This is a genomic window from Clostridium sp. RTP31139st1_H3_RTP31139_211217 (genome assembly GCF_040227035.1).
Taxonomy (GTDB): Bacteria; Bacillota; Clostridia; order Clostridiales; family Clostridiaceae; genus Clostridium; species Clostridium saudiense.
The window spans coordinates 122,302-138,241 of the sequence record NZ_JBCOAB010000003.1; the positions used below are offsets into that span (position 1 = coordinate 122,302).

Here is a 15,940-nt window from a genome sequence, read left to right on the forward strand (position 1 = left end):
ATATTATTCAAATAATTTAACTACCTTCTTTAACTCTTCTGTAATTTTTATGTGTTGAGGACAACTCTTTTCACACTTTCTACAGACTATACAATCTGAAGCTTTTCCATTAGTTTTTATATAATTATCATAATATACCTTTTGAGTTGAAAATCCTGAATTTAATGCTTGTTTTTCAGCATTATATAATGCAAAATAATTTGGAATTGCTATATTTTTAGGACATCCAGCAACACAATATTCACAAGCTGTACAAGGAATAGCTATTGATTCATTAATAATTTCAACTGCTTTATCTACTATTTTATGTTCCTCTTCTGTAAATGGCTTAAAGTTTTGCATATACCCAGTATTATCTAAAAGCTGATTCATATTAGACATTCCACTTAAAACCATCATTACATTATCTAAACTAGCAACAAATCTTATTGCCCAAGATGGTATAGACATATCCTTGTTATAATCTTTAAAAAGTTTTTCAGCTTCCTTTGGAACTTTTGCTAATGTTCCACCTTTAACTGGCTCCATTACTATTACTGGCTTATTATGTTTTTTAGCCACTTCATAGCACTTACCAGATTGAATTCCCCCATCGTTCCAATCAAGATAATTAATTTGTAATTGTACAAAATCAACTTCTGGATGTTCAGTTAATATAGTTTCTAAAACATCTGCTGTATCATGAAATGAAAAACCTATCTTTTTAACTTTTCCTTCATCTTTTTTCTTTTGAACAAAATCAAATGCATTAAACTTTTTAGCTATTTCATAGTTAGTTACTCCTAAGTTATGAAGCAAGTAATAATCAAAGTAATCTACACCACTCTTTTCCATTTGCTCATTAAAAATTCTTTCTAAATCTTCTTCCTTTTTTAAAAACATTGTTGGCATTTTTGTTGTAACAGTAAAAGTATCTCTTTTATGTCTTTTAACAACTGCTTCTCTTAAAGCAATTTCACTTTTAAAATTATGATACATATATGCAGTATCAAAGTAAGTAAATCCTCTTTCTATAAAGGTATCCACCATCTTATTTAACTGTTCCATATCAATACTTTCTTGATTATCTTTTTCTGTAAGCGGTAGTCTCATAAGTCCAAATCCTAGCTTTTTTGATTCCATTAATTTCACCTCATATAAAAAATAATTTCTCTAATTCCTTTTATCCTTAATTATTCTTTAGTTAAAATTTAACCTTTATATTAATGTTACTCCTTGAAGTTAACTCCAAGTCAAAAACTTTATGGAATTTATTAACTCTTAAATATCCAAAACATTCTAAACTCAAAGTTTTATATGCCTTCATAATTTTATTCGTAAGACATTACTATTAATGCTAATATTAATGGAATAATTGCAATTAACACAGCCTTTAAGCCCATATTTAAAGTTATTAAACCGCCTATTGTTGCTCCTAAGCAAAAAATCAATATAATGAAATAATATTGAAAGGCTATTTTTAAATGTTTTTTATCTTTATTTCTTATAAATATAACTAACTTTTCTGTACCACTTCTTAAATTTCCTGTACACATTGTTGTTGCATAAGCATTTCCATGAAACTTCCTAAAGCTTTCTACTTGCATTGCACAAATAAATGATATTATTGTATTTGCCACATAATCAAATGGTATAAAAGCAACAGATATTAATAATATTATTTCTATTGCTAAAACAGCTTGTCTCCAATGGAGCTTTTCACTTTTTGATAATTTTGTTCTTATTACTTCAGCTAACAAAACTCCTATTGCAAAAGCAATAATAGGAATAATATAATTTATAATTCCTCTGAAATTACCTTCCATAAAATTAATTCCAAGCATAACCATATTTCCTGTTTGTGCATTAGCAAATACATTGCCTCGACTTATATAAGTGTATGCATCTAAAAATCCTCCTGTTAATGCCAGCAAAATTCCTACTCTTAATGAATCTGAATATTGTCTACTACTCATATTTAGCCTCCTTACTATATTTAAACTAGAAAATTCTGATTCTTCCACACACTGAGTACACTATAGCTTACTTTAAACTAACCAAATCACTAAGTATGTAACTTTTACTAAGTCTTTGATATAAAGTATTGGTTAAAATTTGATATTTAAAGCAAGTTTCATTAACTAAATTAAAATTTTAAATCTTAGTTATAGCTAATTAACATGTAAATTTTTACCTACCACATTAATATTTTAACTTTCACAGTACAATTAAACAATATTTTACATAAGAAAAAGAAATATTCATCTTTCTATTAAAAATAAAACTTATTTATAGTATAAAAAATATAATAAAAGCATCCATCATCATTTAATTATGATGAAGAATGCCTTTATTAATTGTATATATCCGAAAATTCTATATTAAATTTTTCTACCTTAGAAACCATACTTTTTTCTCTAAGATCAGTATTAAGAGAATTTTTTATTTTTCTAATTGGTAGTTCAACACAAAACTCTGTCCCATCTTTAATTTCTGTATTTACATAAGTACATCCATTATGAAGTTCAACCAAAGCTTTAACTAATGAAAGTCCAATTTCCACTTTCTTATATTATTTTTATTTATGGTGTTAATATAGGTATTCTTTCATCTTCTAAAATGCAGTATTTTATATTATTATTAGTTAAATAATAAGTATTATTTTCAATCTCAAAAGTAAATGCAAGTTGAACTTTTATATTATTTATAAGAAAAACTACATTATTTACTCTTTCCCCTAATACATTGAAAATATTTAAAGCTATGTTTCTATATTCTTGTCCAACAACAATAATAATAGTTTCAGGACATTTCCCATCCTTTCTACATTCAATATATTCATCATAAAGTGCCCATATTATATGATTTCTATCAAATATGCTCTTTATTAATGATATAACTTCAAAGGTTCTATATCTATCTCGTTCTGAAATATATTCAAGCATATCACTTTCTAAGTTACCTATAGAATTATCAACTATATTATTAATGGTTGTATACAAATTGTTAAAATATCTTTTTCTAAATTCAATAAAGCTACTTTTTAGTAAAAACTCTGAATCCTCTTCTTTATCTCTTATATATTTTTTATAAATCTTCTTTTCAGCTTTGTAGTATTTACTTTTTATTTTAGAAACTTTTTTTCTACACAATAATTCTTTTAGCTTGCTTATTTCTTTAATGTCTGATGACATGGATCTTCCTCCAAAATATGGTTCCACTATAATATTACACTTATTATTTATAAAATATACTATATTAAATTTCTAAAATAATTATTATATGGTTATAATATTTAAATTTATCTTTCATATAATTCTAACGGTAATTTATCAGGATCCTCAAAGAACGTGAATCTTTTTCCTGTAAATTCATCAATTCTAATTGGTTCACATTCAACTCCCTGTAAATTTAGCTCTGTTATAGCTTCATCAATATTATCTACTTCAAAAGCTAAATGTCTAAGCCCTCTTGCTTCAGGATAACTTGGTCTTACTGGTGCATTAGGAAATGAAAATAACTCAATTTCACTATCACCAAGCTTTAAGTCAAGCTTATAAGAATCTCTTTCCTTTCTATAAACTTCCCTTATTACCTGAAGGCCTAAAATCTCAGTATAAAACTTTTTTGAAACTTCATAATTTGATGCAATAATTGCAATATGATGTATTTTATTTAATCTCATAAACTGTGCTCCTTATTATAAATAAAGGACAATCTAAATATAAGATTGCCCTTTATAAATTTCTATATATTATTTATGCTTACACTCATGCTTTACAACTAATTCATATAAAGTAGCAACTGGTGCTCCAGTTCCTCCCTTAGGTGTTGTATCATTTCCACTATCACTCCAAGAAGTTCCTGCTATATCTAAATGAAGCCAAGGCTTATCTTGTACAAATTCTCCAATGAACATACCTGCTGTAATTGATCCACCATAACGTCCACCAGTATTTTTAAGGTCTGCAAAATCACCTTTATATAACTTTTTATAGCATTTATCATTAGGTAATCTCCAGAACTTTTCTCCACTTCTTCTTGCAGCAACAATTAGTTCATCATAAAACTCATCATTATTACTTACAACTCCAGTTACTTCAGTTCCAAGTGCAACTAACACAGCTCCAGTAAGAGTTGCAACATCAACTACCTTATCTACTTTTTCCTTTTCAATAATATAAGTCACAGCATCAACTAAAGTTAATCTACCTTCTGCATCAGTATTTAATACTTCAATAGTCTTACCTGCCATAGAACCTATAATATCACCTGGTTTGTAGCTTCCACCTGAAATAGCATTTTCACAAGCTGCTACTACTGCAACTACATTTTTTTCTACCTTATTTTTAGCAAGAGCTTGCATTGTTCCTATAACTGCTGCAGCTCCACCCATATCACTCTTCATTGTATCCATAGATGTTGAAGGTTTAAGTGAATATCCACCAGTGTCAAAAGTAAGACCTTTTCCTACAAGACCAACTCTTTCATCACTATTTTCATTACCCATGTATCTCATAACTATTAATCTTGGCTTATGAACTGATCCCTTTGCTACTTCTAAGAATGCTTTCATTCCTAAAGCTTCGATTTGCTTTTCATCAAATACTTCTACTTCAAATCCGCTTTCTTTTCCTGCTTCTACAGCTCTTTCTGCTAAAGTTTCAGGATATAAGATATTAGCTGGTTCATTTACTAAGTCACGAGCTAAAATAATTCCATCAGCAACATTGCTTGCTTCTTCAATCTTTGCTCTCATCTTATCAAACTTTTCTTTTGGCCCGCCTATTATAGTTACATTAGGAGTATAAACTTCATTATTTCCTTTATATTTATCAAATTTATAACTTGCTAATTTTACACCTTGAGCTATAGATTTTGTAACTCCACCAGTGCATAATCCATTTGCTTTTATAAAATTAATACTTAATTCATTTATCTTTAATTTTTCAGCTTGTTTAATTCCTCTTATAACTGCATTTACTAAGTCAGTTCTTTCTAACTCTTCATATTTTCCAAGCCCTACAAAAATTTCATAATTTAAATCACTTGTAGTCTTATAAAATACTTGGCCACTTTTTCCTTCAAAAACTTTTTTAGATTTTAAAATATCAACAGTTTCATTATTTGCTGGCTTATCTTCATAAACAAGAGTAATAGCTCCTTCGAAGCTACCAACAGTTAAATCTTTTACTTGCATCATCTCTACTATTCTCCTTTTCATGCTTTATACTATATAATTTAACCTAAAACTTTATATAGTATATCTCCTATTTTATTTACTAACTTTTCTTTATTATACTACATTCTACAAATTTTTCAATTTGAACATAAAATTACCCCTATAGAAAGCTACAATGTTAAACTTTCCATAGAGGCAATTTTACATTACGCAATCAACTTTATATTAATTTACTTCTCCACCTTCAACTACTATATCTTCAGGATTTACAGCATCACCATATACAGGTTCTAATGTCTTTTTATAATCATTTAAGAAGAATTCTTCATCTGCTAAGCTTTTAATTTCATCATTAATCCAATTTAATAATTCTGTATTTCCTTTTTGTACAGCTGGTGCAATAGTATCAATATTACCTATGCTTTCTATACCAGTAGTAAAGCCTTCATTTTGGTTTGACCAAGCTAAAGCTTCAGTATTATCAGTTGCAAAAGCATCTCCTCTTCCATCTAATAATGCATCATATGCTTCTTGATATTCATCATATTTAACAAGAGTCAAATCAGGATAAGTTTCTGAGAAATATGTTTCTGCAGTTGTTCCCTTAACAACAATTAGCTTCTTGTCCTTTAATTGGTCAACATCAGTAATTAATGCATTATCAGGTGATACTATACCTAATGCAACCTTCATATATGGAAGTGCAAAATCAACAGCTTCCTTACGTTCATCTGTTACTGTAAAATTAGCTAATATTATATCAACTTTACCTGACTTAAGATATTCAACCCTGCTTGCTGCTTCAACATAAACAAACTCTACATCATCTTCACTACCTAATAAATCTTTACCTATTCTTTTTGCAAACTCTACATCATAACCTTGAACATCTCCATTAGAATCAACATACCCAAATGGATTTTTGTCACTAAACACGCCTATTTTAATTTTTCCATCCTCTTTAATTTCATCTAAAGTTCTTGCCTTAGCACTTCCACTTGTGTCAGTACTTCCCACATCATTTGATGCACTACTTGAGTCATTTGTACTAGAACCACATCCAACTAAAAGCCCCATAACTAGCATGATTGATAAAAGTACTCCTAAGAATTTTTTCATGATAAAAATCCCCCTTTAAATTTATTAATTTTAATTCTTTATACACTTTCATAACTAAATGTATTAAGAAATTGCTTAGCCCTATCAGTTTTTGGATTGGTAAAGAATTCTTCTGGTGATCCTTCTTCAACAATTTTCCCACTATCTAAAAAGATAACTCTATCAGCTACTGCTCTAGCAAATTCCATTTCATGTGTTACAATTAACATTGTCATTCCATCCTTTGCAAGCTCTAATACAACTTGAAGAACTTCCCTTACCATTTCTGGGTCTAATGCTGCAGTTATTTCATCTAATAATAATATTTGTGGATGCATTATTAAAGCTCTAACAATAGCTACCCTTTGCTTTTGTCCTCCAGATAATTGCCTTGGATAATCATTTTTTCTATCTAAAAGTCCTACTCTTTCTAAAAGTTTTTCAGCTTCTGCTTTAACCTCTTCCTTATTTCTTTTTTGTACTAAAGTTGGTGCTAAAATTAAGTTTTTCATTATATTCATGTTTGGAAATAACTCATAACTTTGAAATACCATACCTATCTTTTCACGAATTTCATGAACCTTATTATTATCAGATGATATTTCCTTTCCATTTAAAACAATTTTCCCTGAATCTATTTCTTCTAGCTTATTTAAACACCTTAAAAAAGTACTTTTACCACACCCAGAAGGCCCTACTATTACTACAACCTCACCTTTTTCTAATGAAAATGAAAGATTATTTAAAACTAATTTTGATTTATCATATGACTTAGTTAAATTTTCAACTTCTAATATTTTATCACCCATTTTAATCCCTTAGCCTCCTCTCTAATACTTCAGACAACTTTGAAAATGGAAAACAAATTATAAAATACATTATAAAAATTGTCCCATATACCCAAAGTGCTGCATCTGGTGTAGTATAACGATTTGCATCTATTATTTGCTTTCCAACTTTAACAACTTCAACTACACCTATAAGTACTACTAAAGAAGTTGTTTTAATCATTCTTGTTAATAAATTCACTGCTGATGGAATTAACCTTCTAATAGTTTGAGGTATTATAATATGTATAAATACCTGTGTTTTTGTCATTGCAAGTGCAAATCCACTTTCATATTGATGTTTTGGTACTGCAATAAGTGCACTCCTTACTAAGTCTCCCATTTCTGCTGTGCCCCAAAAAGTAAATACTATTATTGCAGCAATTCCACCAGAAAAATTAGCTCCTATGTGTTTTGCTGCACCAAAATATACTAAGAATAATAAAACAAGCTGTGGCATTATTCTTACAATTTCAAGATATACTCTACAAATTGCCCGAATAACCTTATTTTTACTGGTCATTATTATTCCCATTAAAATTCCAAGTCCTACTGAAAGAATCATTGAAATTAAAGCAATTTTTAAAGATACCCAAATACCTTGGCATAACCTTAAGAAATTACTACCCTCAAATAGCACTCGAATCCCCAAATCCTGCATAACGAACCCTCCTTTCTATGAATGTACAAATTAAAGAAATAGGAAGCAAGATAATTAAATATGCTATAACTAACATAAATAATGCTTCATCTGTTTTATAATAAATACCTATTAAATCCTTAGCTACAAACATTAAATCTGCTAAAGCAACAGCACTAAACACTGAAGTTTCCTTTATTAAGAAAATAATATTTGCACATAAAACTGGAACTGAAGTTTCAAATGCCTGTGGCAATGTAATATGCCAAAAAACTTGTGATTTTGTCATACCTAAACTTAAAGCTGATTCATGTTGCACTACAGATACATTTTCAATTCCTGATCTAAATGCTTCTGCCATATAACTTCCCCCCAAAAAGGCTAGTCCTACAATTCCACAAGTTTCTGAACTTAAGACAATTCCTATCTTTGGTAATCCAAAATACAAGAAAAATAACTGAATTAATAACGGAGTATTTCTTGATAATTCAATATATATCGAAACTATTGTTTTAAGTACTGGTATTTTCATAGTCTTAATTAAACTACAAATAATTCCTATAATTAATGATAATAGTATTCCTATTGCTGCAATCTTTATAGTTAAAATTCCAGCTTCTACATATAACTTATAGTGAGTTTGTATAAAGTTCATATCCATATTTTATCCCCCCAATCAATAATAAAATTTGACCTATACTATATATATAAAAAACAGGTAAATGCTTATTACACATTTACCTGTTTTTCCCTCTTATCTTAAAAATAACATTTTATTATAAAACCCTAATATTTAAACAGCCTTTATCATTCTATATAAAACATGTGAATAATAAGGCTCTTCCATTTCAAAAACAAAATCTAACTTTTCATAAAACCCTTTAACACTCTTATCCTTTGCTAGTAAAGAGCAAATCTTATATCCTTCTTCCTTAGCATTATTTTCAGCCAATTTAATAAGAGCTTTTCCAATTCCCATTCCCCTATGCTCTTCAAAGGTTGCTAAATTAGCAATATAAAGCTCATTTTCTTCACATTCAAAAAAATTAAACTCTAAAATAAGGTCTTTAATAAATCTTAGCTTATTTTTTATTCCATTTATATTTTTAATTAACTTTATACTTGTTGCTAGATCTAACTTTGATAAGTCTTTACCTTTTAATAATATAATAGCTCCACAAACCTTTCCGTCCTTTTCTGCCACCTTCACATTATTATAAGAATACCTAGAACCCTCGCATTCAACTAACATTTTTATTCTGTTTATTATTTCATCCTTATTTCCATAACCCCAGACGTGCTCAGGATCATCTTCTGTTTTATAAACCAGCTCTGCAATAGTTTTCGAGTCTCCTTTTGTTGCTTCTCTTAACGTGAAACTTTCCATAAAAATTCCTCTCTTTTTTAATATAATATAAATTATTTATATTATTATTATATTTTTAATTAATTTTGTATTTAAGGCTTTGTGGTACTAAAAAAATGTACTTATGTACCCTTAATTATTGTTAAGTTTTATTATATTTTGTACAAATGTCCTTTAAATAAATACTAAGTGTATATAATTATCTAAAATAAAAAGCAACCTTACATAAAGGCTGCTTACTTTAAAGTTATTGAAAACCCTTTTAACTTTTCAATATTCATAGGTTTAGCATAATAATATCCCTGTATATATACATTTTTATTAACTATTTTTTTAATTTCTTCAATTTGATACTTTTCTTCAACACCCTCAATAACAAGGCTCTTATCTGTTATTAAGGTTATTTTAGATATAAATGCTATTACCTCATTAGTAATTTTTGATATTGAAATATTATCTGCAAAACATTTATCTAATTTAATACTATCAAAATCTATTTCTTCTAAAATACTAAGATTAGAATATTCTACTCCAAAATCATCTATTGTAATTTTATATCCACTTTCTTTTAATAATGATATTGCTATTTGTATTTTTTCTAAATCTCTAGCATAAACTTTCTCTACAATTTCAAGAGAAATACTTCCCTTTTTAATATTATAATACTTTGCTAATTTAATTGCTTTATTTATAAACTCTGTATTTTCAAGCTCCCTAAATGATAAATTAATAGATATATAAAAATTTTTATTTTTGTAATTTTCATAATTACTTATTATTTTATAATCACAAATTGCTTTTTCTAATATCCAAAGTGTTAGTTCATAAAACATATCTCCTTTTTCTATATCTTTAATAAAAGTAAAAGGAGTTAATATTTTATTGTTTTTATCTTTTAATCTTAATAAACCTTCAAATCCTACCTCAATATTTTTAAAAGGATCTACTATTGGCTGATAATATAATAAAAAGTTTCCAGCTTTCATATTTTTAGTAACTCTTTGTTTTATAATTATTTTTTTTATAAATGGATATATTATCATATATATAATACCCAAAATTGTTACTATTGAAAGAGTAATTAATATAATATTCCTAAAAATTATATCTTTACGAAAATATTTATTATATATAAACCTAAGTTTATCAACTTTATTATTTGTAAAACTATTATTTAAGAAAAAATCAAAGTACTTTATGACATCTTTACTTTTCTCATTACCAACAATATAAACAGCACCTATATAATACTTCATTGTTTCTTTATAAGCTTCTAACCCCTCATTAATTCTATTCGAAGATAGTGCATCTACTTCTTTTAAATCTAATAATTTTATACACTCATCCTTTGTCTTAACCTTTACTGGTTTAACATTTATACCATGATACTTTAACAGTTGAATTAACCATTCACTTTTTATATCTCCAGCAGCATATGTAAATTTTTTCCCATTTAAATAATTTAAATTTCCATATCTAACTTCATTAATATCACCATATATATATATGTATCGATTATCAAACTGTATATGATTATCAGAATATATTAATTTAGAATTTTTATTTGGTATATTATATAATCCCATTAAAATATCTATTTCTTCATTTTCTAACATCTCTATTGCAGTATTAATATTAACATCTACATATTCATAATCTATATTTAAATTAGAACATAAAGTATCTAATAATTCATGATAATATCCATGAACATTCCCTTTTTTATCTTTATAATAATAGGGATAATATGAATAATATCCAACCTTTATTTTTCTCTCTTTGTAATTAGACTTCATATACATGAAATATGTATCTTTATAAAAAAAACAATTTATACCACAAATAATAATTAATATAGAAACAATTATAAATATTCCTTTTTTATTCATTCTCATCACCCAATCAACTAATAATATTGTTAACTATTATCACTTCTATAATATTCTTTCGACAAGTTTCGCAATCTTTACTTTTATTATTTTACTAAAATCATATTCTATTTCAACCCTTTTGACTATTTTTATATCTTATTTTTATTTTTTAATCATTTACAATTTTATAACCTTAATTATGAACTTTCATTTGCAACTTAAATCATTTAAAACATAAAGAAATTCTTATTTATAAATAACGTTTTTTAATGAATATTATTAATATCAATATTGAAATTTCAATTTAATTCTATATTTGATTTCTCCATAAGTTTTATTTGAAAATATATATCAATTGAAAATTATTATTGATTGAACTCTTTACTTAAGATATACTTAATTTAATAAAAAAATACTTTTATAAAGGAGAACTATATGAATTTATTAATTTCTTTATCTTTTACTATTTTAATAATAGGAGTTGGACATGCTTTTATAAAAAAGCACTCTAAATTTTGTTATATTTTAGCTACTATAATATCTATAATACTAATTACAATTTCATATACTGGTGCTATTGCTAATATCCCTGAATTTATAAGATTTTATATATTACCACTATTTACAAATAGTGCTTTTGCAACATCATTATTTATAGTAGTTATGTATACTGGTGCATTAAAAAATGGTAGTAAGCTTATGAAGCTTTTATTTCCTATAAGAGCTGAATTATCAATAATTGCATGTATTCTTACTCTTGCTCATAATATAATTTTTGGTAGATATCACTTTGTTGCGTTATTTACTAACCCAAAATCAATGTCATTTAATATGCTTTTAGCTGCAATAGTTAGTTTAATGTTAATTGCAATTATGCTTCCACTTATGATTACATCTTTCCCTAACATAAGGAAAAAAATGAAGTACAAATCTTGGAAAAACCTTCAAAGATTTGCTTATGCTTTTTATGGATTAACTTATTTTCACATAATGCTTATAATGATGCCTATAGCTAAAACTGGTAATACTAAATATATTATAAATGTTTTAGTTTATAGTGTTGTTTATTTAACATATGCTGTACTTAGAATTAATAAAGCTTTATCTAAAAATAAGAAACTAGCAGTACTGTCTTAAAATCTGAAAAATTCAAAAAACCTATGTGCGGATAAGAATAAATTTTGAGGAAAGTAATTAGATCTTACTATGTATGTCTTTTTACTTTCCTCTATTTTTTAACATATTTATATTACAAATTATTTAAAAATATCCATAAATATGATAATATTATGCTAGTTATTACTAATAAGGGGGAACTATTTTGAAAAATGATGATGCCATTTATAGTTATGTAGAAAGAAAAATGATTGATTCTAATACTAATAAAATTACTTTCGATCCTAATAGACACAAAAAGAATGACATATTTACAGTTAGTGACTTGCTTAAAAAAATCTTACTTTATGGTTCTATAATTTTAATAATATGTGGATTTACCTTTTATCCCACTATCGCTAAACATAACAAAAAAACTCAAGATTTTATTGTTGAAATCTCATCTATAGTACATGAGTCTAACGATATTATGAATACAATTATTACTGAATATAATAACAATAATTTTTCAACTGATTATAAAACAAGTCTACAAAATAAACTTACTATTTTACAAAGTAATAATTTAGATGATTATACTACTTCTAAATATGGTACTTTAACAATAGCAACTACTCAAATATTAAATAATACCATAGATAGTATTAATATAATTTTATACTCTTCTACCGCTGATTCTTATAACTCCGGCGCTTTAAATGCTAACTTGAAATCTTATAAAGATAATATTGATATTTATAATAAATCTCTATTTCAATTTTTTGATGATAACGGAATCTTCTATAAAATTAATAGTGATGGCTCATATACTTATAATCTATAAATTTACATTTATCTTAATAAACGCCAAATAACAGGGCTGTATCAGATTGAATTAATAAATTCAATCTGATACAGCCCCATTTTTATTTTAATTTCTAAATAAACCATCTAATTTTAAATCTAATAAATTAGCAAATAATGATAAAGTGTTATTAGTTGGAATAACATTATTATTAATGTCTAATATCTTTCCAAGACCATATTCAGTATATATATCAACTGTTGGAAAATTATTTTCATCTCCTAAATTACAGATAATATCTGTTTCTTTTAAAGATACAATATTATTATCATTAGGAGTTACAAATTCATAAAGTCTAGTCTTATAATTATGTCTTAAGACCTTTACTTTATCAGTAACTTTAATTTTATTAGTTTTATTATTTATATCATACTTTGAAATAGATGAAGCTATATTATTAATTACAAAATAATCAACATTTCTCTTATAATCTACCCTTTCCTTAAACTCTGCTAACCTTTTTAAGTTTAGGTTTATATCTACAGGTATTTCTTCCTTTTTTAAATTATCAAAGGCTTTTTTTATGTAAGACAATTCTTCAGTTCCATTTAGTTCTTTTGATGATATATCCATACAATTTCTATAAATATCTTCAAAATAATTAAATGGTAATGCATATTTAATATTATTTAAAATCAAATATACTTTAAATTTAGCAGAGCTATCACCACTTCTAAATGAGTAATTTATATCAACTAATAACATTTCATTTAAATCTTCTGTATAAAATGTTACTTTTTCAATTCCATTTCTATATTCTGCTGTATAATTTTCATCTTTAGATAATGCTTGTGTATGTTGATTTATTATATATGTACCTTTAAATCCAAGATCATCAATTGAACCTACTCTTAATGATGTCTTTGGTGATAGTTTTTTTAGGTTAATATATGGTCTATTTTCACATAGATTATTTTCTAGTATTATTCTCACAGCTTAATCTCCTTACATAGTTGAATTTAATTTTATTTATAATTTATACAAAAAAATAAATCTTATAAAAATATAAGATTTATTTTTTGGTTGCGGGGGCAGGACTTGAACCTACGACCTTTGGGTTATGAGCCCAACGAGCTGCCAACTGCTCCACCCCGCGATATTATGTTTTGTAAGCTCTCTTGCTTAACTTGTATCCTTAGTATAATCTAATAAGTATTTGTAGTCAAAGTTGAATTATGTTGTATTATGGCTTTAAAGTGTAAGAGGTAGCTTAGAGTCTTAAATGCAAGCAGATAATACTAAATATCATTTAGAGCTCCAATCTATTATTTCAAGAAATAAAGTTGTTTACTTCCATACAATGTTTATCAAAGATTGAAGGTAGTAAAAGAAATACTTTAAACATTTCTTTTACTACCTTTATAATAGATAACCCTATTTCATAAAAATAATATTATTAAACAATCTTCTTTTGAGAAACCCTCTTAGTACCTATATTCTTAAACTCAACATATATCATTAATATTGATACAGTTCCTGCAATAAAGTCAGCAATAGGACCAGAATACATTATTCCATCAATTCCAATAAATAAAGGCAATACAACTATTAATGGTAACAAAAATAAAATCTGTCTTGTTAAAGAAAGAAATATACCCTTCTTTGGTTTTCCTATAGCAGTAAAGAAATTAGATGATATAGGTTGCAGACAATTTAAAAATGTAAAAAATAAAAATATCCTAAAATACTTCACTGCAAAAGTATAATAAACTTCAGAACCTGAACCAAATATAGATACTATTTGCCTTGGTAAAAACTGAAATGCAAGAAAAGCTACTACTGATACACCTAAACCATAAGATATAGCTGTAGTATATGCCTTTTTAACTCTATCATATAGCTTAGCTCCATAGTTAAAGCTTACAATAGGCTGTAACCCTTGAGAAAGCCCAATTACTATTGACATATAAATTTGATTTACCTTTGTTATAATTCCTGCACATGCAAGTGGTATTGACTCTCCATATACAGATAATGCGCCATAATATGTTAAAGACTTATTCATTACAATTTGTACAATCATCATTGCAAGCTGATTAAAGCATGGTGCTGCACCTAATGAAATTATTTTACTTACAAAATTCCACTTCGGTATTAAATGCTTCTTTTCTATTTTACCTGTTTTATATTTTAATAAATATCTTAATACTAAAAATGCAGCAAAAATTTGTCCTATAATTGTTGCTAATCCTGCTCCTACCATTCCCATATTAAATCCAAATATAAATATAGGGTCTAAAATTATATTAATTATGGCTCCAGATAAATTGCATAACATGCTATATTTAGGACTACCATCTGCTCTAATTAAATGTCCCCCACCTGTAGAAAATATTAAAAATGGAAAACCTATTGCAGTTACTCTTGTATAATTCTTAGCATAAACTAATACATTATCAGGTGATCCAAAAAATCTAAGCATAGGTTCCAAAAATATCTGAATTATAATACATAAAACTACCCCTGAAAGAAAAAGTAATAATGCAGAATTTCCTATATAATATAATGCCTTTTCCTTTTTTCCTTCACCTAATGTCAAATTAAAAGCTGATGCTGCTCCAATTCCTAATAATAAAGCTAAAGCAATACATGAGGTTGTAAGTGGAAATGTTATGTTAGTTGCAGCATTCCCTAATTCTCCAACACTTCTTCCAATAAAAAATTGATCTACTATATTGTATAATGCACTTACAAGCATTGCTATTATACTTGGAATTGCAAAATTTCTTAATAATTTATTTATTGTCTGTGTACCTAAATTATTCTTCATTTTATTTTCCCTCGCCTTCATATTCTTTTGCTTTTATATATTATTTGTAAAACACAGTTTGTTTATAAACAAATAAATATAATATTAAGTTTTTTGATGATTTAATCATTTTTCATTATCCTTGATTTTACCAACTAATAATCATTATACCAAATATAAAATTATAAAGCATATTCCTCATATCTCATACTTTTAATTTTTCTACATCGAATTAAAAATTTACTATTTAAAACAAATAATGGAGTTA

The 15,940-nt window shown here is 26.5% G+C and carries 16 protein-coding genes and 1 tRNA gene; 2 read left to right on the forward strand and 15 right to left on the reverse strand.

Annotated features, from left to right (window positions below; all coding sequences use genetic code 11):
* Nucleotides 1-3 precede the first annotated feature (3 nt).
* From ABUA17_RS02575 to ABUA17_RS02630, 12 genes are all read right to left on the reverse strand, one after another.
* Nucleotides 4-1,122, reverse strand: coding sequence for an aldo/keto reductase (locus ABUA17_RS02575; RefSeq protein ID WP_195952423.1), 1,119 nt, complete (start codon nt 1,120-1,122; stop codon nt 4-6).
* A 188-nt stretch (nt 1,123-1,310) separates the two neighbouring features.
* Complete coding sequence (locus tag ABUA17_RS02580; RefSeq protein WP_042397101.1) at nt 1,311-1,955, reverse strand: YoaK family protein; 645 nt, start codon at nt 1,953-1,955, stop codon at nt 1,311-1,313.
* A gap of 377 nt (nt 1,956-2,332) precedes the next feature.
* Nucleotides 2,333-2,542: an ATP-binding protein gene (locus tag ABUA17_RS02585; protein ID WP_042397104.1), complete on the reverse strand. Its 210-nt coding sequence runs from the start codon at nt 2,540-2,542 to the stop codon at nt 2,333-2,335.
* 19 nt (nt 2,543-2,561) lie between these two features.
* Complete coding sequence (locus tag ABUA17_RS02590) at nt 2,562-3,173, reverse strand: hypothetical protein (protein ID WP_042397106.1); 612 nt, start codon at nt 3,171-3,173, stop codon at nt 2,562-2,564.
* A gap of 107 nt (nt 3,174-3,280) precedes the next feature.
* Complete coding sequence (gene gloA2, locus ABUA17_RS02595) at nt 3,281-3,664, reverse strand: SMU1112c/YaeR family gloxylase I-like metalloprotein (protein WP_195952422.1); 384 nt, start codon at nt 3,662-3,664, stop codon at nt 3,281-3,283.
* Between the two features lie 69 nt (nt 3,665-3,733).
* Nucleotides 3,734-5,182 carry a leucyl aminopeptidase gene (locus ABUA17_RS02600; protein WP_195952421.1) on the reverse strand — a complete coding sequence of 483 codons (1,449 nt, stop codon included), beginning with the start codon at nt 5,180-5,182 and terminating at the stop codon, nt 3,734-3,736.
* A gap of 204 nt (nt 5,183-5,386) precedes the next feature.
* The gene (locus tag ABUA17_RS02605; protein ID WP_195952420.1) at nt 5,387-6,280 is read right to left on the reverse strand and encodes a cysteine ABC transporter substrate-binding protein; all 894 of its coding nucleotides are present in this window, start codon (nt 6,278-6,280) and stop codon (nt 5,387-5,389) included.
* A 38-nt stretch (nt 6,281-6,318) separates the two neighbouring features.
* The gene (locus ABUA17_RS02610; protein ID WP_042397118.1) at nt 6,319-7,068 is read right to left on the reverse strand and encodes an amino acid ABC transporter ATP-binding protein; all 750 of its coding nucleotides are present in this window, start codon (nt 7,066-7,068) and stop codon (nt 6,319-6,321) included.
* A gap of 1 nt (nt 7,069) precedes the next feature.
* Entirely contained in the window at nt 7,070-7,747 is a 678-nt protein-coding gene (locus tag ABUA17_RS02615) for an amino acid ABC transporter permease (protein ID WP_042397122.1), read from the reverse strand.
* Entirely contained in the window at nt 7,716-8,387 is a 672-nt protein-coding gene (locus tag ABUA17_RS02620) for an amino acid ABC transporter permease (protein WP_055276035.1), read from the reverse strand. The genes ABUA17_RS02615 and ABUA17_RS02620 overlap by 32 nt, the downstream gene beginning before the upstream one ends.
* A 132-nt stretch (nt 8,388-8,519) precedes the next feature.
* Nucleotides 8,520-9,113 carry a GNAT family N-acetyltransferase gene (locus tag ABUA17_RS02625; protein WP_195952419.1) on the reverse strand — a complete coding sequence of 198 codons (594 nt, stop codon included), beginning with the start codon at nt 9,111-9,113 and terminating at the stop codon, nt 8,520-8,522.
* Nucleotides 9,114-9,328: 215 nt separating this feature from the next.
* Complete coding sequence (locus tag ABUA17_RS02630) at nt 9,329-10,981, reverse strand: EAL domain-containing protein (protein WP_195952418.1); 1,653 nt, start codon at nt 10,979-10,981, stop codon at nt 9,329-9,331.
* 417 nt (nt 10,982-11,398) lie between these two features.
* Here ABUA17_RS02630 and ABUA17_RS02635 point away from each other — a divergent pair, with 417 nt between their 5' ends.
* Nucleotides 11,399-12,100, forward strand: a complete 702-nt coding sequence (locus ABUA17_RS02635) for a ferric reductase-like transmembrane domain-containing protein (RefSeq protein WP_195952417.1) — start codon at nt 11,399-11,401, stop codon at nt 12,098-12,100.
* A gap of 184 nt (nt 12,101-12,284) precedes the next feature.
* Nucleotides 12,285-12,902: a hypothetical protein gene (locus ABUA17_RS02640; RefSeq protein ID WP_195952416.1), complete on the forward strand. Its 618-nt coding sequence runs from the start codon at nt 12,285-12,287 to the stop codon at nt 12,900-12,902.
* A gap of 87 nt (nt 12,903-12,989) precedes the next feature.
* Here ABUA17_RS02640 and ABUA17_RS02645 read toward each other — a convergent pair whose 3' ends face one another.
* The 3 genes from ABUA17_RS02645 to ABUA17_RS02655 all read right to left on the reverse strand — a co-directional run bounded on the left by ABUA17_RS02645 (nt 12,990) and on the right by ABUA17_RS02655 (nt 15,693).
* On the reverse strand, nt 12,990-13,856 hold the full coding sequence (locus tag ABUA17_RS02645; RefSeq protein WP_349818030.1) for a hypothetical protein: 867 nt from the start codon (nt 13,854-13,856) through the stop codon (nt 12,990-12,992).
* Between the two features lie 87 nt (nt 13,857-13,943).
* Nucleotides 13,944-14,019: transfer RNA gene (locus ABUA17_RS02650), tRNA-Met, on the reverse strand.
* 300 nt (nt 14,020-14,319) lie between these two features.
* The gene (locus ABUA17_RS02655; RefSeq protein ID WP_243275928.1) at nt 14,320-15,693 is read right to left on the reverse strand and encodes an MATE family efflux transporter; all 1,374 of its coding nucleotides are present in this window, start codon (nt 15,691-15,693) and stop codon (nt 14,320-14,322) included.
* Nucleotides 15,694-15,940 lie beyond the last annotated feature (247 nt).